Consider the following 24,697-nt stretch of genomic DNA (forward strand, 5'->3'; position numbering starts at 1 on the left):
TATCAAAGACACTTCGGTATTTGAGCGAATGCGCCTTTCAAATGAAGGCCGCTTGTTCATCGCAGCAGGCGGCCTGCTTTATCGATGAGAACCGTGATAATCCCAGCCGATGTTCCGCGAATCGTTGAGCCTGCTGGGAAATATCAGATAAAAGTTTGGAGTACAGCGACAATGACAAGACAAGAGATTCGGTGCGCTTGGTCAGAAACGAACTCTTTGATGCGTGATTATCACGACACGGAGTGGGGAAAACCTGAGAAGGACTCGCGTATGCTGTGGGAAACCCTCATGCTTGAGGGGTTTCAGGCGGGGCTTTCATGGGAGATCATTCTGCGAAAGCGAGAAGCATTTCGCGAGGCATTTGCAATGTTTGACCCGCTCCTTGTTGCTAAATTTGGCGAGGAGGACATCGCAAGATTGATGAATAACGCCGGGATCGTCAGGTCCCGCGCGAAAATCGAGGCGACGATCAAGGGAGCGCAAATCTTTTGCAACATGCAGGCATCCGGCGAGGATTTCGCCGACTATTGCTGGTCTTTCACTGAGGGTCGAGCACTGCAATGTAACGAAGGGCCGTTAGCAAAAGAGATTTCAGAGAAGATCTCGAAAGATTTAAAAGGCCGTGGCTTTAAATTTGTCGGTCCAACAATTGTCTACGCATGGATGCAAGCGATCGGCATAATCAATGACCATACCGATGCTTGCTTTCGCCAGAGCGAAATACAGCAACTGGCTGTAAATAAGTAGTTCGGGCAGACTTTCTTAGCTTGTGGCGCACTCCATCAGCGCGCAACAAGCTACCGCGCACGCGCGCGGCCGGCTTACTCCACCGTCACCGACTTCGCCAGGTTACGCGGCTTATCCACATCGGTGCCGCGCGCCAGCGCGGTGTGATAAGCCAGCAGCTGCAGCGCCGCCACGTGCAGGATCGGCGACAGGTCGCCATAGTGTTCCGGCAGGCGGATCACGTGCAGGCCATCGCCCGAGGTGATGCGCGAATCGACGTCGGCGAACACATAGAGCTGGCCGCCGCGGGCGCGCACTTCCTGCATGTTGGACTTGAGCTTTTCCAGCAGCGCATCGTTGGGCGCAATCGTCACCACCGGCATTTCTTCGGTCACCAGCGCCAGCGGTCCGTGCTTCAGTTCGCCCGCCGGATACGCCTCGGCGTGGATGTACGAGATCTCCTTGAGCTTCAGCGCGCCTTCTAGCGCGATCGGATAGTGCATGCCGCGGCCCAGGAACAGCGCGTTTTCCTTGCGCGCGAATTCTTCGGCCCAGGCGATGATCTGCGGCTCGAGCGCCAGCACGGAGGACAGCGCGACCGGCAGGTGGCGCATCATCTTCAGGTGCTCGGCTTCTTCCGCGTCCGTCAGGCGGCCATTCACTTGCGCCAGGGTCAGGGTCAGCAGGAACAGGGCAGCCAGCTGGGTGGTGAAGGCCTTGGTCGAGGCCACGCCAACTTCGACGCCGGCGCGGGTGATGTAGGCCAGCTTGCACTCGCGCACCATGGCGCTGGTGGCGACGTTGCAGATGGTGAGCGTGTGCGGCATGCCCAGGCTGCGCGCGTGCTTCAGCGCGGCCAGGGTGTCGGCCGTCTCGCCGCTCTGCGAAATCGTCACCACCAGGGTCTGCGGGTGCGGCACGCTGTCGCGGTAGCGGTATTCGCTGGCGATCTCGACGTTGACCGGGACCTTGGCGATGCATTCGATCCAGTACTTCGCCGTGAGGCCGGCGTAATAGCTGGTTCCGCAAGCCAGGATCAGCACGCGGTCGATTTCCTTGAACACGCCATACGCGCCATCGCCGAAGAGCTCGGGCATGATGCCGGTCACGCCTTCGAGGGTGTCGCCGATCACGCGCGGCTGCTCGAAGATTTCCTTCTGCATGTAGTGGCGGTAAGGGCCGAGCTCGGCCGCGCCGGTGTGGGCGTGCACGGTCTTGACCTCGCGCTCGACCGGACGGCCGTTGGCGTCGACGATCCAGTAACGGGCCAGCTGCAGGTCGACCACGTCGCCCTCTTCGAGATAGATGATCTGGTCGGTGGTGCCGGCCAGCGCCATGGCGTCGGAAGCAACGAAGTTCTCGGTCTGGCCCACGCCGACGATCAGCGGCGAGCCCTGGCGCGCGGCGATCACGCGGTGCGGTTCCTCGCGGCAGAACACGGCGATCGCGTAGGCGCCGTGCAGGCGCTTGACGGCCTGCTGGACGGTCTCGAACAGGTCGCCGTTGTACATGTGGTCGACCAGGTGGGCGATGACTTCGGTGTCGGTCTGGCTCTGGAACTTGTAGCCCAGATCGCTCAGTTCGCGGCGCAGCTCGTCGTGGTTCTCGATGATGCCGTTGTGGACAAGTGCGATGCGGGCGTTTTCTTCGTTCGGCGAGAAGTGCGGGTGGGCATTGTGCGAGGCCGGGGCGCCGTGGGTGGCCCAGCGCGTGTGGGCGATGCCGGTGAAACCGTCCAGGCGGGCTTCGCGCACCTGGGATTCGAGATCGGCCACGCGCGAGGTGCTGCGCGAACGGGTCAGGCGACCGTCGAGGTGGACGGCCACGCCGCACGAGTCATAGCCCCGGTATTCGAGCCGCTTCAGGCCTTCGATCAGGACGGGAGTGATGTTGCGCTGGGCGACCGCGCCGACGATACCGCACATGGCTTACCTCGTTTAAAGAGTGATAACGAATCCTATCGTAGAGCAAGCATGATGAAATAAGCTTTCAGAATCCATGCAAATTTGTTAGATTATTTCATGCCCCAACGGACATGAAATTTTATTTCATTCAGGACTAAAAATTTGAAGAATATTTCGAGCTAATGACAGAAGCGTATGTACTCGACGAGCTAGATCGTCGCATCCTCAACACACTGCAGACTGACGCATCGCATACGAATGCCGAGCTGGCGGAGCTGGTCCACGTGTCGCCGCCGACCTGCCTGCGCCGCGTCAAGCAGTTGACCGACAGCGGCGTCATCCAGCGCCAGGTGGCGATCGTGGCGCCCGAGAAGGTCGGCCCGAGCCTGACCGCCATCGTCGAGATCACGCTCGACGTCCAGGCCGCCGAGCGCATGGACGAGTTCGAGAAGCTGGCCGCGGCCGAGGCCGCCGTCCTGCAGTGCTACCGCGTCACCCCCGGCCCGGACTTCGTGCTGGTCGTGCAGGTTGCTGATATGCCCGCCTACCACGCGCTGGCCCACCGCCTGTTCACCTCGCACGCCAACGTGCGCAACGTCAAAGCCTACTTCTCCACCCACCGCAGCAAATTCGACACCCGGGTTGCCGTTTAAAGCGGCAGCGCTCGTTGAAGACGGCCCGGAGGAACAGGCCGTTTTCGTCTCGATGACTGTGGATAACTTTGTGGAAGACCGCTTGGCAAGGCCAGGGATAAACCGTGGAATACCCTGTGTTTATCCTGTGCCTTTCCTGTGACTAGCCTGTCGGTAAGCGGTGGATTACTTCTTCACCTTGACCGGACGCTTCCAGCCTTCGATGGTGATCTGCTTGGGACGCGAGATGGTCAGCTTGCCCGCCGGCGCATCCTTGGTGAGGGTGGTGCCCGCGCCCAGGGTCGCGCCCGCGCCAACCGTCACCGGCGCCACCAGCTGGCTGTCGCTGCCGATGAAGGCGTCGTCTTCGATCACCGTGCGGAACTTGTTCGCGCCGTCGTAGTTGCAGGTAATGGTGCCGGCGCCGATGTTCACGCGGGAACCCACGGTGGCGTCGCCCACGTAGGCCAGGTGATTGGCCTTCGAGTGCGCGGCCACGGTGCTGTTCTTGATCTCGACGAAGTTACCCACATGGACGTCTTCGCCCAGCTGGGTGCCCGGACGCAGGCGCGCATAGGGGCCGATCTGCGACTTGTCGCCCACCACCGCGTCCTCGATGTGGCAGAAGGGCTTGATGTTGGCGCCGGCGCCGACCTTGGCATTGACCAGCACGCAGTTCGGCCCGACCGTCACGCCGTCGGCCAGCTCCACGCGGCCCTCGAACACGCAGCCGACGTCGATCACGACATCGCGCCCGCACACGAGTTCACCGCGCACATCGATGCGCGCCGGATCCATCAAGGTCACGCCTTTTTCCAGAAGGGTATTGGCGATATTCAGTTGATGACGACGCTCGAGCTCGGCCAGCTGGACTTTGCTGTTGACGCCAGCCACTTCCCATTCCGCCGACGGCTGGCTCGAGACCACCGGCACGCCCTCGGCCACGGCCTTGGCCACGATATCGGTCAGGTAGTACTCGCCCTGGGCGTTATTGTTCGACAGCGATTCCAGCCAGCCCTTCAGGCGTTTGGTCGGAATCACGAGGATGCCGCTGTTGATCTCGCGGATCGCCCGTTCTTCCGCGCTCGCATCCTTTTCTTCGACGATGCGGCGGATCTGGCCGTTCTCGCGCACGATGCGGCCCAGGCCGAAGGGATTGGCCTGCTCGACGGTCAGGATGGCAAGCTTGTCGCTGCCGGCGACCTCGACCAGGCGGCGCAGGGTGTCGACGGTGGTCAGCGGCACGTCGCCATACAGCACCAGGGTAGGCACGCTGTCGTCGAGCTGGGGAACGGCTTGCATCACGGCATGGCCGGTGCCCAGCTGCGGCTGCTGCAGGGCGGTGTCGATGCGCGTGCCGGTGGCCTCGGCCAGCTTGCCGACCATCTCAGGCACCGCTGCGCCCCCGTGTCCGTAAATCACGCATAATTTGCTCGGCTGCAGGCTGCGGGCGGTGTCGATAACATGCTGCAACAGCGGCTTCCCAGCCAGTGGGTGCAGGACTTTCGGCAGTGCGGATTGCATGCGCTTTCCCATGCCGGCGGCGAGGATCACTACGTTCATGAGCCGTTCTCGAAAAGTTGAAATTATGAAAAATTTTAGCACGCCGACTTTGCTCTTCCAGCGCACGCTAGGCTTGATCGCGATCGCATTGCTGGCGCTGGTGGCGGGCTGCAGCACCATCCGGTTCACCTACAACCAGGGCGACACCTTACTGTATTGGTGGATGGATTCCTATGTCGATTTCGAGGGCCAGCAGGCCGACGTCACCAAACGCGACATCGGCAGGCTGTTCCAGTGGCATCGCCAGACCCAGCTCAAGGACTACGCGGCGCTGGCGGCAGGCTTCCAGCGCCAGCTCGCCGGCAATCCCACCCAGGCCGATCTGGTGAACGCCTACCGCGAGCTGCGCCTGCGCGGCGAACGCATCGCCCTGCATGCCATCCCCGAGATGACCACCCTGGCCATGTCGATCACGCCCGAACAGATCGGCAATATCGAACGCAAGTTCAATACCAAGAACGAGGAATACCGGCGCAAGTTCATGAGCGGCGACGTCGAGAAGCGCCAACGCGCCCGCTACAAGAAATCGATGGAGCAGTTCGAGCTGTGGTTCGGCAATTTCAACAGCGAACAGGAAGCCGTGATGCGCCGCGCCTCCGACGCGCGCCCGCTCGACAATCAGGTCTGGCTGGAAGAACGCCAGTACCGCCAGCGCCGCATCCTCGCCACCTTGCGCAAGGTTCAGCAAGAAAAACTGAACCGCGACCAGACCGCGGCGCTCCTGCAGGGCCTGGTGCGTGAATTCTTTGGCCGCATGGAAGCCCCGGAACGCAAGGCCTTCTACGACGCCTACCTCGACCAGACCACGAAATACATCCTCACCGGCATCAAGCTCGCGACCCCGGCCCAGAAGCAGCACGCCCAGGAGCGGATCGGCGGCTGGATCCAGGATTTCAACGCGCTGGCAGCCGGGAAATAGCGCGGGCAGGGGCCATATTGGCCCATGTTATAGTGCCCGCCATGCAGAAAAAGTCCTCTTCCAAGCCGTCCGGCCCCAAGCCGCACGGCGCGCCGCGCATGGCGCAACACCAGGTCCGCATCATCGGCGGCGCCTGGAAACGCACCCCGCTCCCGGTCCTCGACGCCCTCGGCCTGCGCCCCACGCCCGACCGCGTGCGCGAAACCGTGTTCAACTGGATCAACCACCAGCTCGCCAGCGACTGGGACGAGGCCGCCGTCCTCGACCTGTTCGCCGGCTCCGGCGCCCTCGGCTTCGAGGCCGCCAGCCGCGGCGCTGCCTCGGTGACCATGATCGACAACCATGGCCCGGCGGTACGCCAGCTCGAAGCCAACCGCGACAAGCTCAAGGCAAGCAAGGTGACCATCCTGCGCGCCGATGCCCTCGCGCTGGCGCGCGACCTGGCGGCGCGCGGCCAGCGCTACGACGTGATCTTCCTCGATCCGCCCTACCAGCAGGACTTGCTGGCCCAGGCCTTGCCGCTGTGTCCGGCCCTGTTGAAAGAGGGCGGCATGGTCTACGCTGAAGCGGAAGCGCCGCTCACCAGGGCGGAAGGCGAAGACACGCCGGAATGGCTGGATGGCTGGGAGATCGTGAGGGCCGACAAGGCCGGGATGGTCTATTACCACCTGCTCAAGTTGTACAAAAACAAAAACTGAACGGATAAGCTGCACAAGAAGCGGGCGAAGACCGCCCCATGCTGGGGCGGCTGCCGGAATTTCAGGCATAATGCGCGTTCCAACAGGGAGATTCTCAGGAGCCGCAATGGTAGTAGCCGTATATCCAGGTACTTTTGACCCGCTGACCCGCGGCCACGAGGATTTGGTGCGTCGCGCATCCGGCCTGTTCGACCGCCTGGTCGTGGGCGTTGCCGACAGCAAGAACAAGCGTCCGTTCTTCACCCTCGACGAGCGCCTCGATATCGCCAAGGAAGTACTCGGCCACTACCCGAACGTCCAGGTCGAGAGCTTCTCGGGCCTGCTCAAGGACTTCGTGCGCAAGCACGACGCCCGCGTGATCGTGCGCGGCCTGCGCGCCGTGTCCGACTTCGAATACGAGTTCCAGATGGCGGGCATGAACCGCTACCTGCTGCCCGACGTCGAAACCATGTTCCTGACCCCGTCCGACCAGTACCAGTTCATCTCCGGCACCATCGTGCGCGAGATCGCGCTGCTGGGCGGCGACGTGTCGAAATTCGTCTTCCCCTCGGTGGACCGCTGGCTGCAGAAGAAGATCGCCGCCATGGCGGCCCAGCCGAAACCGTAAAAGCCGCAAGACTGCTTATCATGGCCCTCCTCATTACCGACGACTGCATCAACTGCGACGTGTGCGAGCCCGAGTGCCCGAACGAAGCCATTTCAATGGGCGCGGAGTTCTACCAGATCGATCCGCACAAGTGCACCGAATGCGTCGGCCACTACGACGAGCCGCAGTGCGCCCTGCTGTGCCCGGTCAGCTGCATTCCGCTGCATCCCGACTGGCGTGAATCGAAAGAAGAACTCCAGGCAAAGTACGAGCGCCTGACCTCCGCCAAGGCGGCAGCCGAAGCCGAAGCCAAGGCAAAGGCCGCCTGATTCAATGGGGCGGCGCGCCGTCGCCGCCTGACTCCACGATCCCTATCCGGTTCTTGATCGCGCTCTTCCATGCGAAGCGATGCGCGATGCCTTCGCGCGCCGCTTCTTCTTCAGTACATTGTTCCCAGGCGATGTTGAACGCCTCCCGGTAAACCGCTTGCGCCTGCTGCGGCAGGTTGTCGCGCACCGTTGGCGGCAGCTCGCGGATCGATCGATAGGGCATGCTACATTCCTCCCATGGATGCTCTCGACGACGAACTGAAGCGCAGGATTCCGTCTTCCGTGCATGAAAACATCAGCACGATCGCGGAGTACTACGAACGACATCAGGAACATACCTCGCGCGCCCAGCGCTGGGCCGAACGCGCCAGCCTCATCCTTGGCAGTCCCGGCTACGTCATCGCCAATCTGGTGTTCATCGCGCTCTGGATTCTCTGGAATACGGCCGGCGCCGCATTCCTCGATCTCGAGCAGATCGACGAGCCACCTTTCTTCTGGCTCCAGGGCCTGATCGGCCTGAACGCCTTCATCATTTCCACCACCGTGCTGATTCGCCAGAACCGCATGTCGAAGCTGGCGAACAATCACGCCCACCTTGACCTCCAGGTCAGCCTGCTGGCGGAAGAGAAGACCAGCAAGATCATCGAGATGCTGGAAGACCTCCGCCGCGATCTGCCCAATGTCGACAACAAGGTGGACCGCGAAGCCGACGAACTGGCCAACCCTACCGACACCAAGGCGGTCCTGTCGGTCATCGAGCAGGAAGCCGACGGCTTCAACTGCGAGAAAAAATAAACTCGCTGGTACCCGACCCTATGTGCCCGGCCGAAAACGGCATGGCGGCCCGTTTATGCGCTCGACCGCATTTTTTACCAAGTATTACGCTTGTCTATCTCTACAATGTGAAGTTCGTGTAATCGATATCTATCTTACATAAAGCGTAGAAGATCCTGCGCACATCTGTCGCTAACTCATCCGTATTTTATGCCGCATGGGCAGCGTGCGCTATCTCATCCATATTCGCTCAACCTTCGCCGAATCCCGTCCATTACTCCTTCTTCTTCTTGCTAAACTACTAAACTGACCGCAAACCTTCCTGCGCCGCTTTTTAACTAAATGTGAGATTTGTTAAATAGAATAGCCGAGAGAAGCCGCGTGACGAAGAGTCACCAGCTCACCCGACCGTCAAGGTCGAGATCCAATCGAGGGAAAAGCTGCGTAGCCCTGGAAAAAGGCGAAAAGCGGCTGCGTCGCGTGCCACGGCAGGCCATTCCAGGCTTAGGGACGAAAAAAAACGCGGTACCCGCTGCCGGATACCGCGTTACACGGAGGAATCGGTTAATCTTGTCAGTGACGGCAAGCCAGGGCGCGCACTTCGGCGGCTTCGACTTCGCTCAGGCTGAGGGCGGCGCGCTGGCGCTCGAGGGCGTCGCGGCTGGCCTGGCGTGCAGCCAGCTCGGCCTTGGTACGGCGCGGGCGCACGGTCAGGAACAGGGCGCGGCCAATGCCGACCAGCAGCGGACGGAAGAACAAGGCGGTGCCACCCAGCAGCGACAGGTACACGGTGGTACTGAACACTTGGCCGACCGGCACGGAGGCGGCGGTCTGGAGGAGGGTGGTGGTGGCAGACATGTTGGGCTCGCTGTGGTATTGTGGAAACTATAGTGCAACGCAACATATAAATCTAATTTTGTCTGCTGATGGCACTTATACTGTTTGTGAATGATTTGATGTACACTTCTATTCACACAACAGTTCCCGTTCCGAGTTCCCATGAGCTTTCTCACGCTTGACCTCAACCTGCTGCGTGTCTTCGACGCAGTGATGACCGAGCAAAACCTGACCCGCGCCGCCGGCCACCTGGCGATGACCCAGCCCGCCGTGTCCAACGCGATCAAGCGGCTGAGAGAAAGCCTGGGCGACGAACTCCTGATCCGCACCGCCTACGGCGTCAAGCCGACCCCGCGCGCAGAAGCGCTGTGGCCGGCCGTACGCCAGGCCCTGGCGGCCCTGGAAGCAGCGGTGATGCCGGAAACCTTCGACGTGTCCAAGGCCCAGGCCACCTTCCGGATGGCGATGGCCGACGCGACCGCGGCCCTGTGGCTGCCTTCGCTGATGCGCTCGATCGAAAGCGAAGCGCCCGGTGTGAACATCCGCATGGTGCCCCTGACCACGCGCGAGCCGCGCCCCATGCTGCTGCGCGGCGACATCGACCTGGCGGTCGGCTTCTTCCCGGGCGTTGCGGCCCAGCTCTCCTACGAGACCGGCTCGCCGATCCGCCACGAGCGCCTGTATTCCGGCGTCTACGTCTGCGTGATGCGCAAGGACCACCCGCTGGCCAAAGAGAAACTGACCCTGGATACCTACTGTAAGGCCAACCACCTGCTGGTGAGCTTCTCGGGCCGCGCCCATGGCTTGGTCGACGAAGCCCTGGCCCAGATCGGCCGCGAGCGCCGCATTCTGCTGACGGTGAACCAGTTCTTCACAGCAGGCCGCGTGGTCGCGAACTCCGACCTGATCACCGTGCTGCCCAAGCACCTGATGGTATCGACCGGCATGACCGACGCGCTGATCTGGCGCGAACTGCCCTTCCAGCTGCCGGCCGTGCACCTGGACATGCTGTGGCACGAGCGCGATGGCCGCAGCCCGGCCCACCGCTGGCTGCGCAAGAACCTCGAAACAATGGCGGAGACCGCGTCGCCGAAGACCGGCGCGCGCAAGGTCGTATAAGAAGGTGGACGGGAACCCGTCCACCGGAGAAGCTGATTAGCGGATCGGCAGCTTGGTCGTGTTCTTGACCTCTTCCATCACCGCATAGGTGTGCGTCTCGCGCACGCCTTTCTGCAGCAGGGTCTTGCCGAGGAATTCACGGTAGGCCGCCATGTCCTTGACCCGCGCCTTGACCAGGTAATCGAAGCCGCCGGCCACCATATGGCACTCGAGCACCTCGGGGATCATCTGGACGCTTTGTTTAAATGCATCAAACACCTCAGGAGTGGTACGATCCAGTACCACCTCGATAAAGACCAGCAGCGACACATCGAGGAGTTGGGGATTCAGCTGGGCGGTGTAGCCCATGATGTAGCCGGACTCATGCAGCTTGCGTACGCGTTCCAGGCAGGCGGCCGGCGACAGGTTCACGCGCGCGGCGAGTTCGACGTTGCTGATGCGTCCGTCGTTCTGCAGTTCCGCGAGAATCTTCTTACTGATCTTATCCAGCATCGGCGTCATTCTCCGTTATAAATATTATTCGGTCAGATTGTCGCACCAAAAACTATCTATTGCTAGTCTGTCGTAAAAACAGAATTAATCCAGAAGATTTCCTTCTACAATCGAATCAATTCACCGTGTCATGACATGCGCCGGCCGCGATACAAAGCGGTGCGGCGCTTTTGCTGCACCCGGTACCGGAATCCACCATTCGATTGAAGACTAGCCATGCAGATTGCCGCCTCCCCGGCCTCCACCTTTGTTCCTTTCGACGCCCTCCAGGCTGAAATCAAACGCGAACAGTCGCCGCTGCGCGCGGCCATCACCGCCGCCTACCGCCGCGACGAAACCGAAGCCGTCCAATGGCTGCTGGCCCAGGGCGCCAGCGCCAACGGCGACGCCTACATGCTCGCACACCGCCTGGTGTCGAGCGTACGCGAAAAACGCACCCGCGCGTCGGGCGTGGACGCGCTGATGCACGAATTCTCGCTCTCGTCCGAGGAAGGCGTGGCGCTGATGTGCCTGGCCGAAGCGCTGCTGCGCATCCCGGACAGCGAGACCGCAGACCGCCTCATCGCCGACAAGATCAGCAAGGGCGACTGGCGCAAGCACCTGGGCGAATCGCCTTCGCTGTTCGTCAACGCCGCCACCTGGGGCCTGCTCATCACCGGCAAGCTGGTCAACACCAACAGCGAGAAGGGCCTGGGCTCGGCGCTCACCCGGATGATCGCCAAGGGCGGCGAACCGCTGATCCGCAAGGGCGTGGACCTGGCGATGCGCATGCTGGGCAACCAGTTCGTCACCGGCCAGACCATCGACGAAGCGCTCAAGAACAGCCGCGAGAACGAAAGCCGCGGCTACCGCTATTCCTATGACATGCTGGGCGAAGCCGCGCTCACCGAAGCCGACGCCCAAAATTACTACGCCTCCTACGAGACCGCGATCCACGCGATCGGCAAGGCCTCCAATGGCCGCGGCATCAAGGACGGCCCCGGCATCTCCATCAAGCTGTCGGCCCTGCACCCGCGCTACAGCCGCGCGCAGTACGCCCGCGTGATGGGCGAGCTGCTGCCGCGCGTGCGCAGCCTCGTCCTGCTGGCCAAGCAGTACGATATCGGCATCAACATCGACGCCGAGGAAGCCGACCGCCTCGAGATTTCGCTCGACATGCTGGAAGCCCTGGCCTTCGATCCCGAACTGGCCGGCTTCGAAGGCATCGGCCTGGTGGTCCAGGCTTACCAGAAGCGCTGCCCCTTCGTGATCGACTTCGTGGTCGACCTGGCCAAGCGCAGCGGCCGCAAGTTCATGGTGCGCCTGGTGAAGGGCGCCTACTGGGATGCCGAGATCAAGCGCGCCCAGGTCGAGGGCATGCCCGGCTATCCGGTCTACACCCGCAAGGTCTACACCGACGTCTCCTATCTGACTTGCGCGCGCAAGCTGCTGGCCGCCGCCGACCTGATCTATCCACAGTTCGCGACCCACAATGCGCACACCCTGTCGGTGATCTACACCTGGGCCAAGGCCGAAAACGTCAGCAACTACGAATTCCAGTGCCTGCACGGCATGGGCGAGACCCTGTACGACCAGGTCGTCGGTCCGCGCAAGCTGGACAAGGCCTGCCGCATCTACGCGCCGGTCGGCTCGCATGAGACCCTGCTCGCCTACCTGGTGCGCCGCCTGCTGGAAAACGGCGCCAACTCGTCCTTCGTGAACCAGATCGTGGACGAGAGCGTGCCAATCGACACCTTGCTGGCCGATCCCTTCGAGCAGGCGCGCCTGCACGCCGGCCGTCCGCACCCGGCGATCGCGCAGCCGCTGCAGCTGTTCGGCGAAGAGCGCAAGAACTCGGCAGGCATCGACCTGGTCAACGAAGACAGCCTGCGCCAGCTGGCCGATGCGCTGTCCATGCAGCGCCAGCACCGCGCCGCGCCGCTGATCGCCGGCGCCGTCGAAGCCAGCGTTACCGCCAAGGTGATCAACCCGGCCCAGTCGGCCGACGTGGTCGGCGAAGTGGTGGAAGCGACCAGCGCCGACGTCGCCACCGCCCTCGCCGCCGCCAGCGCCTTCGCCGGTGAATGGGAAGCCCTGGACGCCGGCAAGCGCGCCGCCATGCTGGAGCGCACCGCCGAGCTCTTCGAACAGAACGGCGCCGAACTGATGGCCCTGGCCGTGCGCGAAGCCGGCAAGTCGCTGCCGAACGCGATCGCCGAACTGCGCGAAGCGGTCGACTTCCTGCGCTACTACGCGGTGCAGATCCGCAGCGCGCAAGCCGCCGGCGCCCTCGGTCCGGTGACCTGCATCAGCCCCTGGAACTTCCCGCTCGCGATCTTCACCGGCCAGGTGGCCGCCGCCCTCGCGGCCGGCAACGTGGTGCTGGCCAAGCCCGCCGAGCAGACCCCGCTGATCGCCGCCCGCGCAGTGGAGCTGTTCCACGAAGCCGGCGTCCCGCGCGCCGCCCTGCAGCTGCTGCCGGGCCGCGGCGAAGTGGTCGGCGCGGCGCTCACCGCCGACGCGCGCGTCAAGGGCGTGATCTTCACCGGTTCGACCGAAGTCGCCCAGCTGATCAACCGCACCCTGGCCGCGCGTGCCGAAAAAGAAGGCATCGACATCCCGCTGGTGGCCGAAACCGGCGGCCAGAACGCCCTGATCGTGGATTCCTCGGCGCTGCCGGAACAGGTGGTGCAGGACGTCCTGAGCTCGGCCTTCGATTCCGCCGGCCAGCGCTGCTCGGCCCTGCGCGTGCTGTTCCTGCAGGAAGACATCGCCGACAAGACCATCAAGATGCTCAAGGGCGCGATGCAGGAGCTGCGCGTCGGCGCGCCGGACCGCCTCGCCACCGACATCGGCCCGGTCATCGATGCCGAAGCCCAGCGCAACCTGCTGGCCCACATCGAGCGCATGAAGCCGAAGGCGCGCAGCCATTTCGCGCTGGAGCTGCCGGCCGCGGTCGCCGAACACGGCACCTTCGTGCCGCCGACCGTGCTCGAAATCGCTTCGCTGTCGGAGCTCAAGCAGGAAGTCTTCGGTCCGGTGCTGCACATCGTGCGCTATCGCCGTTCCGAGCTGCCGCAGGTGATCGATGCGGTCAACGCCACCGGCTACGGCCTCACCCTGGGCGTGCACTCGCGCATCGACGAGACCATCGACTACGTCGTCGAGCGCGCGCACGTGGGCAACATCTACGTGAACCGCAACATCGTCGGCGCGGTCGTGGGCGTGCAGCCTTTTGGGGGCGAAGGCAAGTCCGGCACCGGCCCCAAGGCCGGCGGTCCGCTCTTCCTCAAGCGCCTGCAGCGCGGCGCCGCGCCGCTGCTGCAGCACGGCCGCGCGGCCGACGCGCGCCTGGAAGCCCTGACCGGCTGGCTGCGCACCAACGGCCACCAGCAGTTGGCGGCGCTGGCCGAAGGCTATGGCCGGGTGGCGCTCAACGGCGAATCGATCGCGCTGCCGGGTCCGACCGGCGAGCGCAACACCCTGGCCTTCACGCCGCGCGGCGCGGTGCTGTGCGCGGCGCACAGCGCGGCCGGCCTGCTGAACCAGATCGCGGCGGCGCTGGCGACCGGCAACCGCGCCCTGGTGCTGGCGGCGCCCGAGGTGGCCCCGGCCAACCTGCCGGCGGCGGTGAAGGATGGCGTGCGCTTCATCGGACCGAACGAGCTGGATAATCAGGACTTCCAGATCGCCCTGGTGGAGACCGGCCTGGCGGGCACCCTGCGCGCCCGGCTGGCGGCCCGCGACGGCGCCATCGTCGGCATCGTCGATACCTCGGCGGCCGAGCCGGTGGCCCTGTGGCGCCTGGTGGCGGAACGCGCGGTGTGCGTCAACACGACCGCGGCTGGCGGCAACGCAAGCCTCATGACGCTGGGCCTGTAACAATTACACAGGCATCGGCGCAGGGATCAACGCAACAAGAAGGAGCAGCACAAGACGTATTTCGACGAGAGCCGGGGCGGGGCGGCATGCAGCTTCGCCGCCCACGGCTCCACACACATGGAGGTAGACATGCTGGTTGGCGTTCCGAAGGAAATCAAGAACCACGAATACCGCGTGGGGCTCACGCCCCCGTCCGTGCGCGAACTCACCGCGCGCGGGCACCAGGTGCTCGTGCAGAAGAACGCGGGCGGAGAAATCGGCCTGCTCGACGAGCAGTACGTGGCCGCCGGCGCCACGATGGTCGAGACGGCGAAGGAAATCTTCGAGCGCGCGGACATGATCGTCAAGGTCAAGGAGCCGCAGCCGGCCGAATGCGCGATGCTGCGCCCGGGGCAGGTGCTCTACACCTACCTGCACCTGGCGCCCGATCCCGAGCAGACCAAGGCCCTGGTGAAGTCGGGCGCCGTCTGCATCGCCTACGAAACCATCACCGGCCCGGGCGGCGGCCTGCCGCTGCTGGCGCCGATGAGCGAAGTCGCCGGCCGCATGGCCATCCAGGCCGGCGCCAGCCATCTCGAGAAATCCAAGGGCGGCATGGGCCTGCTGCTGGGCGGCGTGCCGGGCGTGGCCGCCGGCCACATCGTCATCATCGGCGCCGGCGTGGTGGGCACCAACGCCATGCAGATGGCGGTCGGCACCGGCGCGCGCGTCACGGTGCTGGACAAGAACGTCGATCGCCTGCGCCAGCTCGATCTCATCTACGGCAACCGCATCTCCACCCTGTACTCGAACGCGCATGCGCTCGAGGAAGCGGTATTGACTGCCGATTTGGTGGTCGGCGGGGTGCTGGTGCCGGGCGCCGCGGCGCCCAAACTGGTCACCCGCGACATGGTGTCGCGCATGAAGAAGGGCTCGGTCATCGTCGACGTGGCGATCGACCAGGGCGGCTGCTTCGAGACTTCCCACCCGACCACCCATGCCGATCCGACCTTCGTGGTCGACGGCGTGGTGCATTACTGCGTGGCGAACATGCCGGGCGCGGTGGCGCGCACTTCCACCTTCGCGCTCAACAACGCCACCATCGGCCATGCCGTGGCGCTGGCGTCCAAGGGCTGGCGCAAGGCGCTGGCGGACGACGTCCACCTGCGCAATGGCCTCAACGTTTGCCAGGGCAAGGTCACCTACGAAGCGGTGGCCAGGGACCTCGGCTACGACTACGTGCCGGCCGAATCGCTCCTGGGCTGAAGCGGGGCCTGGCCCAGATCCCGGCACAGGCGCCGGGTGATGTGAAAAGCGTACTGCGCGGCGACCGATTTCACGAAACGCATGAAATCCGTCGCCGCGTGTTCATTGGCGTTGTCGGAAATCGCGCGGATCACCGCGCAGGGCACACCGAGTTCATGGCAGACCTGGGCCACCGCGGCGCCTTCCATCTCCACCGCCACCAGGCCGGGCAGGGCGCCGTTCAGGGCGTCCAGCCTGTCCACGTCGTTCAGGAACTGGTCGCCGCTGGCCACCAGGCCGCGGTGCACGCGCGGCTGCGCGAGGCGGAAGGTTTGGCGTTCTCCCTCGCTGATTGCATCCAGGAAGTCCAGTTCGAGGAAATCGTGAGCGGCCTGCGACAGGCGCATCGACAGCGGCTGGTCGGGCGGGAAGTGCGTGCGGCCCGTGAGCGGCACCTCGAAGCGCGGGAACAGGGGACTGGCGTCCATGTCGTGCTGGACCAGCGATTCGGCGATCACGATATCGCCCACATTCACCGTTTTATCGCCCGCGCCGGCCACCCCGGTAAAGAGGATGTGGGTAACTCCGAACTTCTCCACAAGCGTGGTGGCAGTCATTGCCGCGGCAACCTTCCCAATTCGCGATAAAACGCACACAGCGTCGATTTCCCACAGCTGTCCGGCAACGTACTCGCGCATGCCGTGCGTGACCCTGGCGGCCCCTCTCATGGCTTCCACGAGCCCTGCCTGTTCTTCGAGCAGTGCGCTGATGATCCCTAATCGCATAATTCCTGTCTATTTTTTGTGCATGTACAGCGGTTTTCGGAAGTACACCACGCGTTCCGTTTCCTCGAAACCCAGCGCCAGGTGCATCGCTTGGCTGTCCGTATTGTCGAGCAGGGCGTCGGAAGCCATCTCGCTGCAGCCTTGCTCGCGCGCCCAGCGCATGGCCTGGTCGACCAGCGCGCGTGCGATGCCCTGCTTGCGCCAGCCAGGCAGCACGTACAAGCCTTCCAGGAAGCCGACAGGAGAAGTCTCGGTGCCGTTGACGTAATCGTTCCTGAGCGCGATTTCGACCAATCCCTGCGCCTCGCCGGCATCGGAATAAGCAAGGAACTGTGCATAACGATCGGGTTGTGCACAGAGCTCCCGCATTTCGGGCAAATGTTCGCTGCTTTCTGCGGGCCATAAGGCCATGCGCAGCGCCAGCCAGCCCGCTTGTTCAGGGCTTGTACAGCGCTTGATCGAGGTCATCGGGAAGTCCAGCGTAGTGTTTTAGCCTTGAAGATTAGCAGAACTGCATTCCCTGGCGGCTGGTTTCCTGCGCTTTCGCTTCTGTTGTTTACCTAAAGAGTGTGTATACAAAGTTGGTAGTGATAGTAAACGATCAATGTGCTGTGGATAAGTTGAGTTTACTCCACAGTATCAATCGTTTACGACGCCGTTTACCTGCTGGACAAAGCTTGCGTTCAGCTTGCACGGAACTTGGACAAAAAACGGAAGCGCTTGCTAACAAGACTTTCTGCACACTTGATCCTGTGGATATACATGAGCTTGTCCACAGCTGAACTTGTTTTGGTCTTCCAGAACGCTGGCGACTGGGTGATCAGGCGATGCAAAAGTGATCCCTGGGTTGCAGCGATCCGGTTTGTATCCATCGCCACGAGGGTTTGCATGCCGTTTTTTTTGGCAGACGCTTTTTAACGCGTTTTTCTGACGCGCGGTATGCGATTTCACGGGCAGGCAAATGCTTTTGTTGTTGTATCCAAAAGTATGTATACAAAGTTGGTAGTAATAGTAAACGTGCCGCGCTTTGTGGATAAGTGCGGTTTTTTCCGCAAGATCAGTGGTTTATGGTCGCGTCAACCGGCAGGAAAACAGCTGCCTTTGCGCTGTAGGAAACTTGGACAGAAATCCCGACCTCATCGTTAACAGCGCTTTCTGCACATTCGATCCTGTGGATATTCATCAGGTTGTCCACATACGCTTGCAGGGAGCCGGTTCTTCGCTTGTCGGGCCGGTATCGATCACGGCGATGCAGGCGCGTCTCATCCAGGTTCGAGGAGTAAGCAAAGTAGCAACAGCCGACCACGAAAATTTTTTTTTCGCGAGCTCCTCAGGTTTACAACCAAGATCTGTATACCACGCTGGTAGTAGTGGTTAACGCCTGTCCTCTTCTGTGGACAACCCGGTTAACGTGTAGAAAATCAGTTGCTTACGCGCCGGATAAGCTGGTGCACTGTTGAGCAAAATTCTTGGTGGCAAATCTGAACAACAAATTTGCCTGTGTAAAAAAGCCGAGTTCTGCACAAACGATACCTGTGGATATTCAGGGACTTATCCACAGTTGGGGTCTGGACTTCCGTTTACGATCTGGTAAGCTTGCTTCATTGAACTACGGACGGAGGGACGTTGGAGCTCTTTGCGCTGTTGTGCCTGCTCGCTTTTCGCATGCCGGAGCCCAGCGGTATGCGCATGCCGAGGACATTCCGCCAGGTGGCTCACTCCTCTTGCGTTCGAGTTCGCTAGCCCATGGAATCGGCGGGCGAGTACGACTACATCATCGTCGGCGCCGGCACGTCCGGCTGCGTGCTGGCCAACCGGCTGACCCAGCGCAAGGACCTCAACGTCCTCCTGATCGAAGCCGGCGGCAAGGATGACTACCTGTGGATTCACATCCCGGTGGGCTACCTGCACTGCATCGGCAATCCGCGCACCGACTGGCTGTTCCGGACCGAGCCGGACGCCGGCCTGGGTGGCCGTTCGCTGATCTACCCGCGGGGCAAGGTTCTTGGCGGCAGCTCGTCGATCAACGGCATGATCTACATGCGCGGCCAGAAAACCGATTACGACCGCTGGGCGGAGCTGAGCGGCGACCCGTCCTGGCGCTGGGACGGGGTGCTGCCGCTGTTCAAGCGCAGCGAGGATCACCATGGCGGGGCGAACGAGATCCACGGCGCCGGCGGAGAGTGGCGGGTCGAGCGTCAGCGCCTGTCGTGGAAAATACTGGACGCCTTCCGTGAAGCGGCGGCGGAGCAGGGCATCCCGAAAATCGCCGACCTGAATGCCGGCGGCGGCGAAGGTTCCTCGTATTTCGAGGTCAACCAGCGGCGCGGCATTCGCCTGAACACGGCCCGGGCCTTCCTGGCGCCGGCCGCGCAGCGTCCGAACCTGACGGTGATGACCGGCTGCCACGTCGAGCGCCTGCTGTTCGAGGACACGGACGCGGGCAAGGTCTGCCGCGGCGTGCAGTTCACGGGTGGCGGCCGCGCCTTCACCGCCACCGCTCAGCGCGAAGTCCTGCTCGCGGCGGGCGCGATCGGCTCTCCGCAGATTCTCCAGCTGTCGGGGATCGGTCCCGCGGCGCTGCTGCAGGAGCACGGCATCGCGCCTTTGGTCGACTTGCCCGGCGTCGGGGAGAACCTGCAGGACCATCTGCAACTGCGGATGATCTTCAAAGTGAAGGGCGCGCCGACGCTCAATACGAGGGCCTCGAACTGGTTCGGCAAGCTGTGGATAGGTCTGGAGTACGCCCTGTGGAGAACTGGGCCGATGTCGATGGCGCCATCGCAGTTGGGCGCCTTCGCGCGCTCCCGGCCGGACCTGCCTGCGCCGGACTTGCAGTTCCATGTCCAGCCCCTTTCGCTGGACAAATTCGGCGACCCCTTGCACCGCTTCCCGGCCTTCACGGCCAGCGTTTGCAACCTGCAGCCGAGCTCGCGCGGCCACGTGCGCATCGCATCGAAAGACACCTATGCCGCACCCAAAATCGTGCCGAATTACCTGAGCACGGAAGACGACCGGAAGACCGCCGCCTCCGCGCTCGGATTGACGCGCCGGATCGTCGCTTCCCCTGCACTGGCGCGCTTTCAGCCCCAGGAATACCTGCCCGGTCCGCAGTACCAGACCGAGGAAGAATTGGCCCAGGCCGCCGGCATGATCGGCACCACGATCTTCCACCCGGTCGGCACCTGCCGCATGGGCAGAAGCGAGGATCCGACGGCCGTGGTGGATAGCCGCCTGCGTGTGCGCGGCGTCAAAAATCTGCGCGTGATCGACGCATCGATCATGCCCTTCATCACATCGGGGAACACCAATTCGCCGACCATCATGATTGCTGAAAAGGCCGCCGAAGACATCCTGGCGGGCTCTGGATAACTTTGTGCATAAGCTGCTGCGCGGGCTGTGCACCAGCCTGTGCAAAACTGCACAGTTAGCGTGCGTGCTGCCTGCCCCATGAGGGGGCGCACGCCTGCCTTGCCGAGTTGTGACCCTGCCGCCTTGTATGTATTATTGTTAAATCAATGTTGCGGGAGTACCAATGGCGGATGTCATCCTGGAGACTCGGGACCTGAGCAAGGAATTCAAGGGATTCACGGCAGTCAGCAAGGTCAATCTGCAGGTAGAGCGCGGACATATCCACGCGCTGATCGGCCCCAACGGGGCCGGCAAGACGACCTGCTTCAACCTCCTCACCAAGTTCCTCGTTCCGACTTCCGGACAGATTCTGTTCAACGGCAAGGACATCACGGCCGCCCGACCGGCCCAGATCGCCCGCATGGGGGTGATCCGCTCCTTCCAGATTTCCGCCGTCTTCCCCCACATGAGCGTGCTCGAGAACGTGCGCATCGGCCTGCAGCGCCGGCTCGGGACCAGCTTCCACTTCTGGCGCAGCGAACGCAGCCTGGACAGCCTGGACGCGCGCGCCATGGAACTGCTGGCCGAAGTGGGCCTGGAGCGCTTCGCCACCACGCTCACGGCCGACCTGCCTTACGGGAGCAAGCGGGCGCTCGAAATCGCCACCACGCTGGCAATGGAGCCGGAACTGATGCTGCTGGACGAACCCACCCAGGGCATGGGGCATGAAGACGTGCACCGCGTCACGGAGCTGATCAGGAAGGTGTCGAGCGGGCGCACCATCCTCATGGTGGAGCACAACATGCAGGTCGTGTCGGGCATCTGCGACCGCATCACGGTGCTCCAGCGCGGCGCCGTGCTGGCCGAAGGCAGCTACGCCGAGGTGGCGCGCAATCCCCAGGTGATGGAGGCCTACATGGGCAGCGCCGACGGCCAGCTGCAGGGGGCGCACTGATGGCGGCCGCCCTCGAGATCCGCGACCTGCACGCCTGGTACGGCGAATCGCACATCCTGCACGGCGTCGACCTGGGGGTGAACACGGGCGAAGTCGTCACCCTGCTGGGCCGCAACGGCGCCGGCCGCACCACGCTGCTGCGCGCCATCATGGGCCTGACCGGGCGCCGCAGCGGCTCGATCCGCGTCCATGGTACGGAGGCGATCGCCCTGCCGACCCACCGCATCGCCCACCTCGGCATCGGCTACTGCCCGGAAGAGCGGGGCATTTTTTCCTCGCTCTCGGCCGAGGAGAACCTGCTGCTGCCGCCGCGCCTGAAGAGCGCGGAAGGGGGCATGACGCTGGACGAGATCTACACGATGTTCCCCAACCTCTACGAGCGCCGCCACAGCCAGGGCACGCGCCTGTCGGGCGGGGAGCAGCAGATGCTGGCGGTGGCGCGCATCCTGCGCACCGGCGCGCGCCTGCTGCTGCTGGACGAGATATCGGAAGGCCTGGCGCCAGTGATCGTGCAAAGCCTGGCGCGCATGATCACCACGCTTAAGGCCAAGGGCTACACCATCGTCATGGTGGAACAGAACTTCCGCTTCGCCGCCCCGCTGGCGGACCGCTTTTACGTCATCGAGCACGGCCAGGTGGTGGAAACCATCGCCGCGCCCGAACTGGACACCAGGATGCCGGTGCTGACCGAGCTCCTGGGGGTATGACTCACGATAACGGAGACCACATGAAACGACGCGCACTCACCCTCGTCCTCGCCGGCGCCTTCGCGGCCGGCGCGACCCTGCCATCCCACGCCCAGATCTCGGGCGACGTGATCAAGATCGGCTTCATCAGCGACCTCTCGGGCGTGTATTCGGACATCGACGGCAACGGCGGCGCCGAGGCGATCCGCATGGCGATCGCCGACGCCGGCGGGGCGGTCAATGGCAAGAAGATCCAGCTGCTGGTGGCCGACCACCAGAACAAGCCCGACATCGCGGCCTCGAAGGCGCGCGAATGGTTCGACCAGCAGGGCGTCGACCTGCTCATCGGCGGCACCAATTCCGGCGCCAGCCTGGCGATGGCCAAGGTGGCGGCGGAGAAGAAGAAGGTCTTCATCGCGATCGGCTCGGGCACCGCCCAGCTGACCAACGAGCAGTGCACGCCCTACACCGTGCACTACGCCTACGACACCGTGGCGCTGGCGCGCGGCACCGGCGCGACCATGATCAAGCAGGGCGGCAAGTCCTGGTACTTCCTGACCGCCGATTACGCTTTCGGCCAGTCGCTCGAGAAGGACACCGCCGACGTGGTCAAGGCCAACGGCGGCACCGTGGTGGGCAGCGTCAAGCACCCGCTGTCGGCCTCGGACTTCTCGTCCTTCCTGCTGCAGGCCCAGTCGTCCAAGGCCCAGGTGCTGGGGTTGGCGAACGCCGGCGGCGACACGATCAACGCGGTCAAGGCGGCCAATGAATTCGGCCTGTCCAAGAAGATGAAACTGGCCGGCCTGCTGGTCTTCATCAACGACGTGCACACCCTGGGCCTGAACACGACCCAGGGCATGTACCTGACCGACGGCTGGTACTGGGACATGAACGCCGACACGCGCGCTTGGTCGAAGCGCTACTTCGCCAAGATGAAGAAGCAGCCCTCGATGCTGCAGGCGGGCGATTACTCGGCCGTGAACCAGTTCCTGAACGCGGTGAAGGCCACCGGCACCGACAACGCCGACAAGGTGATCGCCCACATGAAGAAGACGCCGATCAACGACATGTTCGCCAAGAACGGCGTGATCCGCCCGGACGGCCGCATGGTCTACGACATGTACCTGATGCAGGTGAAGAAGCCGTCGGAATCGAAGTACCCCTGGGACTACTACAAGGTCGTCGCCACCATCCCCGGCGACCAGGCCTACACCAAAAAAGCCGAAACCAAGTGCTCCTTGTGGAAATGAGCGCCTGGCAGCGCCTTCGATAAGCGTTAGCCAAAAAACCGTCGTCCCGGCGAAGGCCTCGGCGGCCCCGCCGGGATCCAAGTTCCGTCGATCCTCCCGGAACCCAGCAAAGCGACCCATGGACATCTTCGGCATCCCCCACCAAGCCCTGCTCAGCCAACTCCTGCTCGGCCTGGTCAACGGCTCCTTCTACGCCATGCTCTCCCTGGGCCTGGCCGTGATCTTCGGCCTGCTCAACGTCATCAACTTCTCCCACGGCGCCCTGTACATGGTCGGCGCCTTCACCGCCTACATCGGCGCCACCAGCTTCGGCCTGAACTACTGGGCCATGCTTCTGATCGCCCCGCTGCTGGTCGGCCTGTTCGGCATCCTGATCGAACGCTCCATGCTGCGCTGGCTGTACAAGCTCGACCACCTCTACGGCCTGCTGCTCACCTTCGGCATCACCCTGCTGCTGGAAGGCGTGTTCCGCTCCTTCTTCGGCGTCTCCGGCCAGACCCTGGACGTGCCCGAGCAACTGACCGGCGCCACCGACCTGGGCTTCATGATCCTGCCGAACTACCGCGCCTGGGTGGTCGCCGCTTCGGTCGTGGTCTGCCTCTCGACCTGGTTCGTGATCGAGAAGACCCGCCTGGGCGCCTACCTGCGCGCCGGCACCGAGAACCCGCGCCTGGTCGAGGCCTTCGGCGTCAACGTGCCGCTGATGGTCACGCTCACCTATGGCTTCGGCGTGGCGCTGGCGGGCTTCGCCGGCGTGCTGGCCGCGCCCGTGATCAACGTGACGCCCCTGATGGGATCGAACCTGATCATCGTGGTCTTCGCGGTGGTCGTGATCGGCGGCATGGGCTCGATCCTGGGTTCCATCCTCACCGGCCTGGCGCTGGGCGTGATCGAGGGCCTGACCCGCGTGTTCTACCCGGAAGGTTCGGAAGTGGTGGTCTTCGTCGTGATGGTCATCGTGCTGCTGCTGCGCCCGGCCGGGCTGTTCGGCAAAGAGAAATAGGAGGGCGCCCGTGAACAAGAAAACTGCTTACCTGATCGTTCTGGCCTTGGCCTTGGCGCTGGCCGCGCCCTTCCTGGCCTATCCGGTGTTCCTGATGAAGCTCCTGTGCTTCGCCCTGTTCGCCTGCGCCTTCAACCTCCTGATCGGCTTCACCGGCCTGCTCTCGTTCGGCCACGCGGCCTTCTTCGGCGCGGCCGGCTACACCACCGGCCACCTGCTGGCCGTGGCCGGCCTACCGACGCCGGTCGGCATCCTGCTCGGCGTGCTGGCCAGCGGTGTGCTCGGCCTGGTGATCGGCGCGCTTGCGATCCGCCGCCAGGGCATCTACTTCTCGATGATCACGCTGGCGCTGGCCCAGATGGTCTATTTCGCCGCCCTGCGCGCGCCCTTCACCCACGGCGAGGACGGCCTGCAGGGCGTGCCGCGCGGGACGCTGCTGGGCCTGGACCTGTCGAACGACCTGGCGATGTACTACGTGGTGCTGGCCATTTTCGTCGCCGGTTTCGCGCTCATCGTGCGCACCGTGCATTCGCCCTTCGGCCAGGTGCTCAAGGCGATCAAGGAGAATGAGGCGAGGGCGGTCTCGCTGGGCTACGAGGTGGACCGCTACAAGCTGCTGGCCTTCGTCCTGTCCGCCGCCCTGGCAGGGCTCGCAGGAGCCACCAAAACGGTCGTCCTGGGCTTCGAGACGCTTACCGACGTCCACTGGACCATGTCGGGCCTGGTGGTCCTCATGACCCTCGTAGGGGGCATGGGAACGATGGCCGGGCCCATCCTCGGCGCCTTCCTGGTGGTGGCGCTGGAAAACAAGCTGGGCGACCTCGGCGCCTGGCTGGCGGAGTCGCTCGGCATCGCCTGGTTCGGGACCCTGGGCGAGTCGGTGGGCATGGTGACCGGCCTGATCTTCATTGTCTGCGTTCTCTTGTTCCGGCGTGGTATTGTTGGGGAAATTGGTGTGCTGCTAGGAAGGAGCTCAAAAGCAAGTTCCTGACGAGCGGACACG

24 protein-coding genes are annotated in these 24,697 nt (G+C 63.4%); 16 read left to right on the top strand and 8 right to left on the bottom strand.

Annotated features, from left to right (window positions below; genetic code table 11):
• Window positions 1–171: 171 nt before the first annotated feature.
• A complete protein-coding gene (locus B0920_RS23675; RefSeq protein ID WP_078035152.1) occupies window positions 172–747 on the top strand; it encodes a DNA-3-methyladenine glycosylase I in 576 nt (191 codons plus the stop codon).
• A 74-nt stretch (window positions 748–821) separates the two neighbouring features.
• Here B0920_RS23675 and glmS read toward each other — a convergent pair whose 3' ends face one another.
• Window positions 822–2,651: a glutamine--fructose-6-phosphate transaminase (isomerizing) gene (gene glmS / locus B0920_RS23680; protein WP_078035153.1), complete on the bottom strand. Its 1,830-nt coding sequence runs from the start codon at window positions 2,649–2,651 to the stop codon at window positions 822–824.
• A gap of 161 nt (window positions 2,652–2,812) precedes the next feature.
• On the opposite strand from glmS, the gene B0920_RS23685 reads away from it, so the two are divergent.
• Window positions 2,813–3,283, top strand: coding sequence for an Lrp/AsnC family transcriptional regulator (locus tag B0920_RS23685; RefSeq protein ID WP_078035154.1), 471 nt, complete (start codon window positions 2,813–2,815; stop codon window positions 3,281–3,283).
• A 165-nt stretch (window positions 3,284–3,448) separates the two neighbouring features.
• On the opposite strand, the gene glmU is transcribed toward B0920_RS23685, so the two are convergent.
• Window positions 3,449–4,825, bottom strand: a complete 1,377-nt coding sequence (gene glmU, locus B0920_RS23690) for a bifunctional UDP-N-acetylglucosamine diphosphorylase/glucosamine-1-phosphate N-acetyltransferase GlmU (RefSeq protein WP_078035155.1) — start codon at window positions 4,823–4,825, stop codon at window positions 3,449–3,451.
• A 25-nt stretch (window positions 4,826–4,850) separates the two neighbouring features.
• Here glmU and B0920_RS23695 point away from each other — a divergent pair, with 25 nt between their 5' ends.
• The 4 genes from B0920_RS23695 (at window position 4,851) to B0920_RS23710 (ending at window position 7,357) form a co-directional block, all read left to right on the top strand.
• Entirely contained in the window at window positions 4,851–5,744 is an 894-nt protein-coding gene (locus tag B0920_RS23695) for a DUF6279 family lipoprotein (RefSeq protein WP_078035156.1), read from the top strand.
• A 41-nt stretch (window positions 5,745–5,785) separates the two neighbouring features.
• Complete coding sequence (rsmD, locus tag B0920_RS23700) at window positions 5,786–6,442, top strand: 16S rRNA (guanine(966)-N(2))-methyltransferase RsmD (protein WP_078035157.1); 657 nt, start codon at window positions 5,786–5,788, stop codon at window positions 6,440–6,442.
• Between the two features lie 106 nt (window positions 6,443–6,548).
• Window positions 6,549–7,049, top strand: a complete 501-nt coding sequence (gene coaD / locus B0920_RS23705) for a pantetheine-phosphate adenylyltransferase (RefSeq protein WP_078035158.1) — start codon at window positions 6,549–6,551, stop codon at window positions 7,047–7,049.
• Window positions 7,050–7,069: 20 nt separating this feature from the next.
• Window positions 7,070–7,357 carry a YfhL family 4Fe-4S dicluster ferredoxin gene (locus B0920_RS23710; protein WP_078035159.1) on the top strand — a complete coding sequence of 96 codons (288 nt, stop codon included), beginning with the start codon at window positions 7,070–7,072 and terminating at the stop codon, window positions 7,355–7,357.
• A 1-nt stretch (window position 7,358) separates the two neighbouring features.
• Here B0920_RS23710 and B0920_RS23715 read toward each other — a convergent pair whose 3' ends face one another.
• On the bottom strand, window positions 7,359–7,580 hold the full coding sequence (locus B0920_RS23715) for a ChaB family protein (RefSeq protein WP_078035160.1): 222 nt from the start codon (window positions 7,578–7,580) through the stop codon (window positions 7,359–7,361).
• A 59-nt stretch (window positions 7,581–7,639) separates the two neighbouring features.
• Between B0920_RS23715 and B0920_RS23720 the strand changes: the two genes are divergently transcribed.
• The gene (locus B0920_RS23720; RefSeq protein WP_179119277.1) at window positions 7,640–8,152 is read left to right on the top strand and encodes a DUF1003 domain-containing protein; all 513 of its coding nucleotides are present in this window, start codon (window positions 7,640–7,642) and stop codon (window positions 8,150–8,152) included.
• Window positions 8,153–8,704: 552 nt separating this feature from the next.
• Here the strand turns inward: B0920_RS23720 and B0920_RS23725 are convergent.
• Window positions 8,705–8,989 carry a hypothetical protein gene (locus B0920_RS23725; RefSeq protein ID WP_078035162.1) on the bottom strand — a complete coding sequence of 95 codons (285 nt, stop codon included), beginning with the start codon at window positions 8,987–8,989 and terminating at the stop codon, window positions 8,705–8,707.
• A gap of 141 nt (window positions 8,990–9,130) precedes the next feature.
• On the opposite strand from B0920_RS23725, the gene B0920_RS23730 reads away from it, so the two are divergent.
• A complete protein-coding gene (locus B0920_RS23730; protein ID WP_078035163.1) occupies window positions 9,131–10,087 on the top strand; it encodes a LysR family transcriptional regulator in 957 nt (318 codons plus the stop codon).
• Between the two features lie 36 nt (window positions 10,088–10,123).
• Here B0920_RS23730 and B0920_RS23735 read toward each other — a convergent pair whose 3' ends face one another.
• The gene (locus B0920_RS23735; RefSeq protein WP_005664065.1) at window positions 10,124–10,579 is read right to left on the bottom strand and encodes an Lrp/AsnC ligand binding domain-containing protein; all 456 of its coding nucleotides are present in this window, start codon (window positions 10,577–10,579) and stop codon (window positions 10,124–10,126) included.
• A 216-nt stretch (window positions 10,580–10,795) separates the two neighbouring features.
• Between B0920_RS23735 and putA the strand changes: the two genes are divergently transcribed.
• Window positions 10,796–14,440, top strand: a complete 3,645-nt coding sequence (putA, locus tag B0920_RS23740) for a trifunctional transcriptional regulator/proline dehydrogenase/L-glutamate gamma-semialdehyde dehydrogenase (protein ID WP_078035164.1) — start codon at window positions 10,796–10,798, stop codon at window positions 14,438–14,440.
• 129 nt (window positions 14,441–14,569) lie between these two features.
• Window positions 14,570–15,685, top strand: a complete 1,116-nt coding sequence (gene ald, locus B0920_RS23745; protein WP_078035165.1) for an alanine dehydrogenase — start codon at window positions 14,570–14,572, stop codon at window positions 15,683–15,685.
• On the opposite strand, the gene B0920_RS23750 is transcribed toward ald, so the two are convergent.
• From B0920_RS23750 to B0920_RS25815, 3 genes are all read right to left on the bottom strand, one after another.
• Entirely contained in the window at window positions 15,655–16,449 is a 795-nt protein-coding gene (locus tag B0920_RS23750) for a 5'-methylthioadenosine/adenosylhomocysteine nucleosidase (RefSeq protein WP_078035166.1), read from the bottom strand. The two genes, ald and B0920_RS23750, sit on opposite strands and share 31 nt — an antisense overlap.
• Window positions 16,450–16,458: 9 nt before the next feature.
• On the bottom strand, window positions 16,459–16,917 hold the full coding sequence (aac(6'), locus tag B0920_RS23755) for an aminoglycoside 6'-N-acetyltransferase (RefSeq protein ID WP_078035167.1): 459 nt from the start codon (window positions 16,915–16,917) through the stop codon (window positions 16,459–16,461).
• A gap of 215 nt (window positions 16,918–17,132) precedes the next feature.
• Entirely contained in the window at window positions 17,133–17,339 is a 207-nt protein-coding gene (locus B0920_RS25815) for a hypothetical protein (protein ID WP_143745894.1), read from the bottom strand.
• An 856-nt stretch (window positions 17,340–18,195) separates the two neighbouring features.
• On the opposite strand from B0920_RS25815, the gene B0920_RS23760 reads away from it, so the two are divergent.
• The 6 genes from B0920_RS23760 to B0920_RS23785 all read left to right on the top strand — a co-directional run bounded on the left by B0920_RS23760 (window position 18,196) and on the right by B0920_RS23785 (window position 24,685).
• Entirely contained in the window at window positions 18,196–19,821 is a 1,626-nt protein-coding gene (locus B0920_RS23760; protein WP_078035168.1) for a GMC family oxidoreductase, read from the top strand.
• A 163-nt stretch (window positions 19,822–19,984) separates the two neighbouring features.
• Window positions 19,985–20,755 carry an ABC transporter ATP-binding protein gene (locus B0920_RS23765; RefSeq protein WP_078035169.1) on the top strand — a complete coding sequence of 257 codons (771 nt, stop codon included), beginning with the start codon at window positions 19,985–19,987 and terminating at the stop codon, window positions 20,753–20,755.
• Entirely contained in the window at window positions 20,755–21,462 is a 708-nt protein-coding gene (locus B0920_RS23770) for an ABC transporter ATP-binding protein (protein ID WP_078035170.1), read from the top strand. Before B0920_RS23765 ends, B0920_RS23770 begins: the two co-directional genes overlap by 1 nt.
• A gap of 20 nt (window positions 21,463–21,482) precedes the next feature.
• Window positions 21,483–22,691 carry an ABC transporter substrate-binding protein gene (locus B0920_RS23775; RefSeq protein ID WP_078035171.1) on the top strand — a complete coding sequence of 403 codons (1,209 nt, stop codon included), beginning with the start codon at window positions 21,483–21,485 and terminating at the stop codon, window positions 22,689–22,691.
• Between the two features lie 118 nt (window positions 22,692–22,809).
• Window positions 22,810–23,694 carry a branched-chain amino acid ABC transporter permease gene (locus B0920_RS23780; RefSeq protein WP_078035172.1) on the top strand — a complete coding sequence of 295 codons (885 nt, stop codon included), beginning with the start codon at window positions 22,810–22,812 and terminating at the stop codon, window positions 23,692–23,694.
• Window positions 23,695–23,704: 10 nt separating this feature from the next.
• On the top strand, window positions 23,705–24,685 hold the full coding sequence (locus B0920_RS23785) for a branched-chain amino acid ABC transporter permease (protein ID WP_078035173.1): 981 nt from the start codon (window positions 23,705–23,707) through the stop codon (window positions 24,683–24,685).
• Window positions 24,686–24,697: the final 12 nt, after the last annotated feature.

It is taken from the genome of Massilia sp. KIM, from assembly GCF_002007115.1.
GTDB lineage: Bacteria > Pseudomonadota > Gammaproteobacteria > Burkholderiales > Burkholderiaceae_D > Telluria.

Bases quoted from the DNA above. Each gene is read 5' to 3' on its own strand.
- B0920_RS23675 (WP_078035152.1), top strand. From the start codon at position 172: ATGACAAGACAAGAGATTCGGTGCGCTTGGTCAGAAACGAACTCTTTG.
- glmS (WP_078035153.1), bottom strand. From the start codon at position 2,651: ATGTGCGGTATCGTCGGCGCGGTCGCCCAGCGCAACATCACTCCCGTC.
- B0920_RS23685 (WP_078035154.1), top strand. From the start codon at position 2,813: ATGACAGAAGCGTATGTACTCGACGAGCTAGATCGTCGCATCCTCAAC.
- glmU (WP_078035155.1), bottom strand. From the start codon at position 4,825: ATGAACGTAGTGATCCTCGCCGCCGGCATGGGAAAGCGCATGCAATCC.
- B0920_RS23695 (WP_078035156.1), top strand. From the start codon at position 4,851: ATGAAAAATTTTAGCACGCCGACTTTGCTCTTCCAGCGCACGCTAGGC.
- rsmD (WP_078035157.1), top strand. From the start codon at position 5,786: ATGCAGAAAAAGTCCTCTTCCAAGCCGTCCGGCCCCAAGCCGCACGGC.
- coaD (WP_078035158.1), top strand. From the start codon at position 6,549: ATGGTAGTAGCCGTATATCCAGGTACTTTTGACCCGCTGACCCGCGGC.
- B0920_RS23710 (WP_078035159.1), top strand. From the start codon at position 7,070: ATGGCCCTCCTCATTACCGACGACTGCATCAACTGCGACGTGTGCGAG.
- B0920_RS23715 (WP_078035160.1), bottom strand. From the start codon at position 7,580: ATGCCCTATCGATCGATCCGCGAGCTGCCGCCAACGGTGCGCGACAAC.
- B0920_RS23725 (WP_078035162.1), bottom strand. From the start codon at position 8,989: ATGTCTGCCACCACCACCCTCCTCCAGACCGCCGCCTCCGTGCCGGTC.
- B0920_RS23730 (WP_078035163.1), top strand. From the start codon at position 9,131: ATGAGCTTTCTCACGCTTGACCTCAACCTGCTGCGTGTCTTCGACGCA.
- B0920_RS23735 (WP_005664065.1), bottom strand. From the start codon at position 10,579: ATGCTGGATAAGATCAGTAAGAAGATTCTCGCGGAACTGCAGAACGAC.
- putA (WP_078035164.1), top strand. From the start codon at position 10,796: ATGCAGATTGCCGCCTCCCCGGCCTCCACCTTTGTTCCTTTCGACGCC.
- ald (WP_078035165.1), top strand. From the start codon at position 14,570: ATGCTGGTTGGCGTTCCGAAGGAAATCAAGAACCACGAATACCGCGTG.
- B0920_RS23750 (WP_078035166.1), bottom strand. From the start codon at position 16,449: ATGCGATTAGGGATCATCAGCGCACTGCTCGAAGAACAGGCAGGGCTC.
- B0920_RS25815 (WP_143745894.1), bottom strand. From the start codon at position 17,339: ATGCAAACCCTCGTGGCGATGGATACAAACCGGATCGCTGCAACCCAG.
- B0920_RS23760 (WP_078035168.1), top strand. From the start codon at position 18,196: ATGGAATCGGCGGGCGAGTACGACTACATCATCGTCGGCGCCGGCACG.
- B0920_RS23765 (WP_078035169.1), top strand. From the start codon at position 19,985: ATGGCGGATGTCATCCTGGAGACTCGGGACCTGAGCAAGGAATTCAAG.
- B0920_RS23770 (WP_078035170.1), top strand. From the start codon at position 20,755: ATGGCGGCCGCCCTCGAGATCCGCGACCTGCACGCCTGGTACGGCGAA.
- B0920_RS23775 (WP_078035171.1), top strand. From the start codon at position 21,483: ATGAAACGACGCGCACTCACCCTCGTCCTCGCCGGCGCCTTCGCGGCC.
- B0920_RS23780 (WP_078035172.1), top strand. From the start codon at position 22,810: ATGGACATCTTCGGCATCCCCCACCAAGCCCTGCTCAGCCAACTCCTG.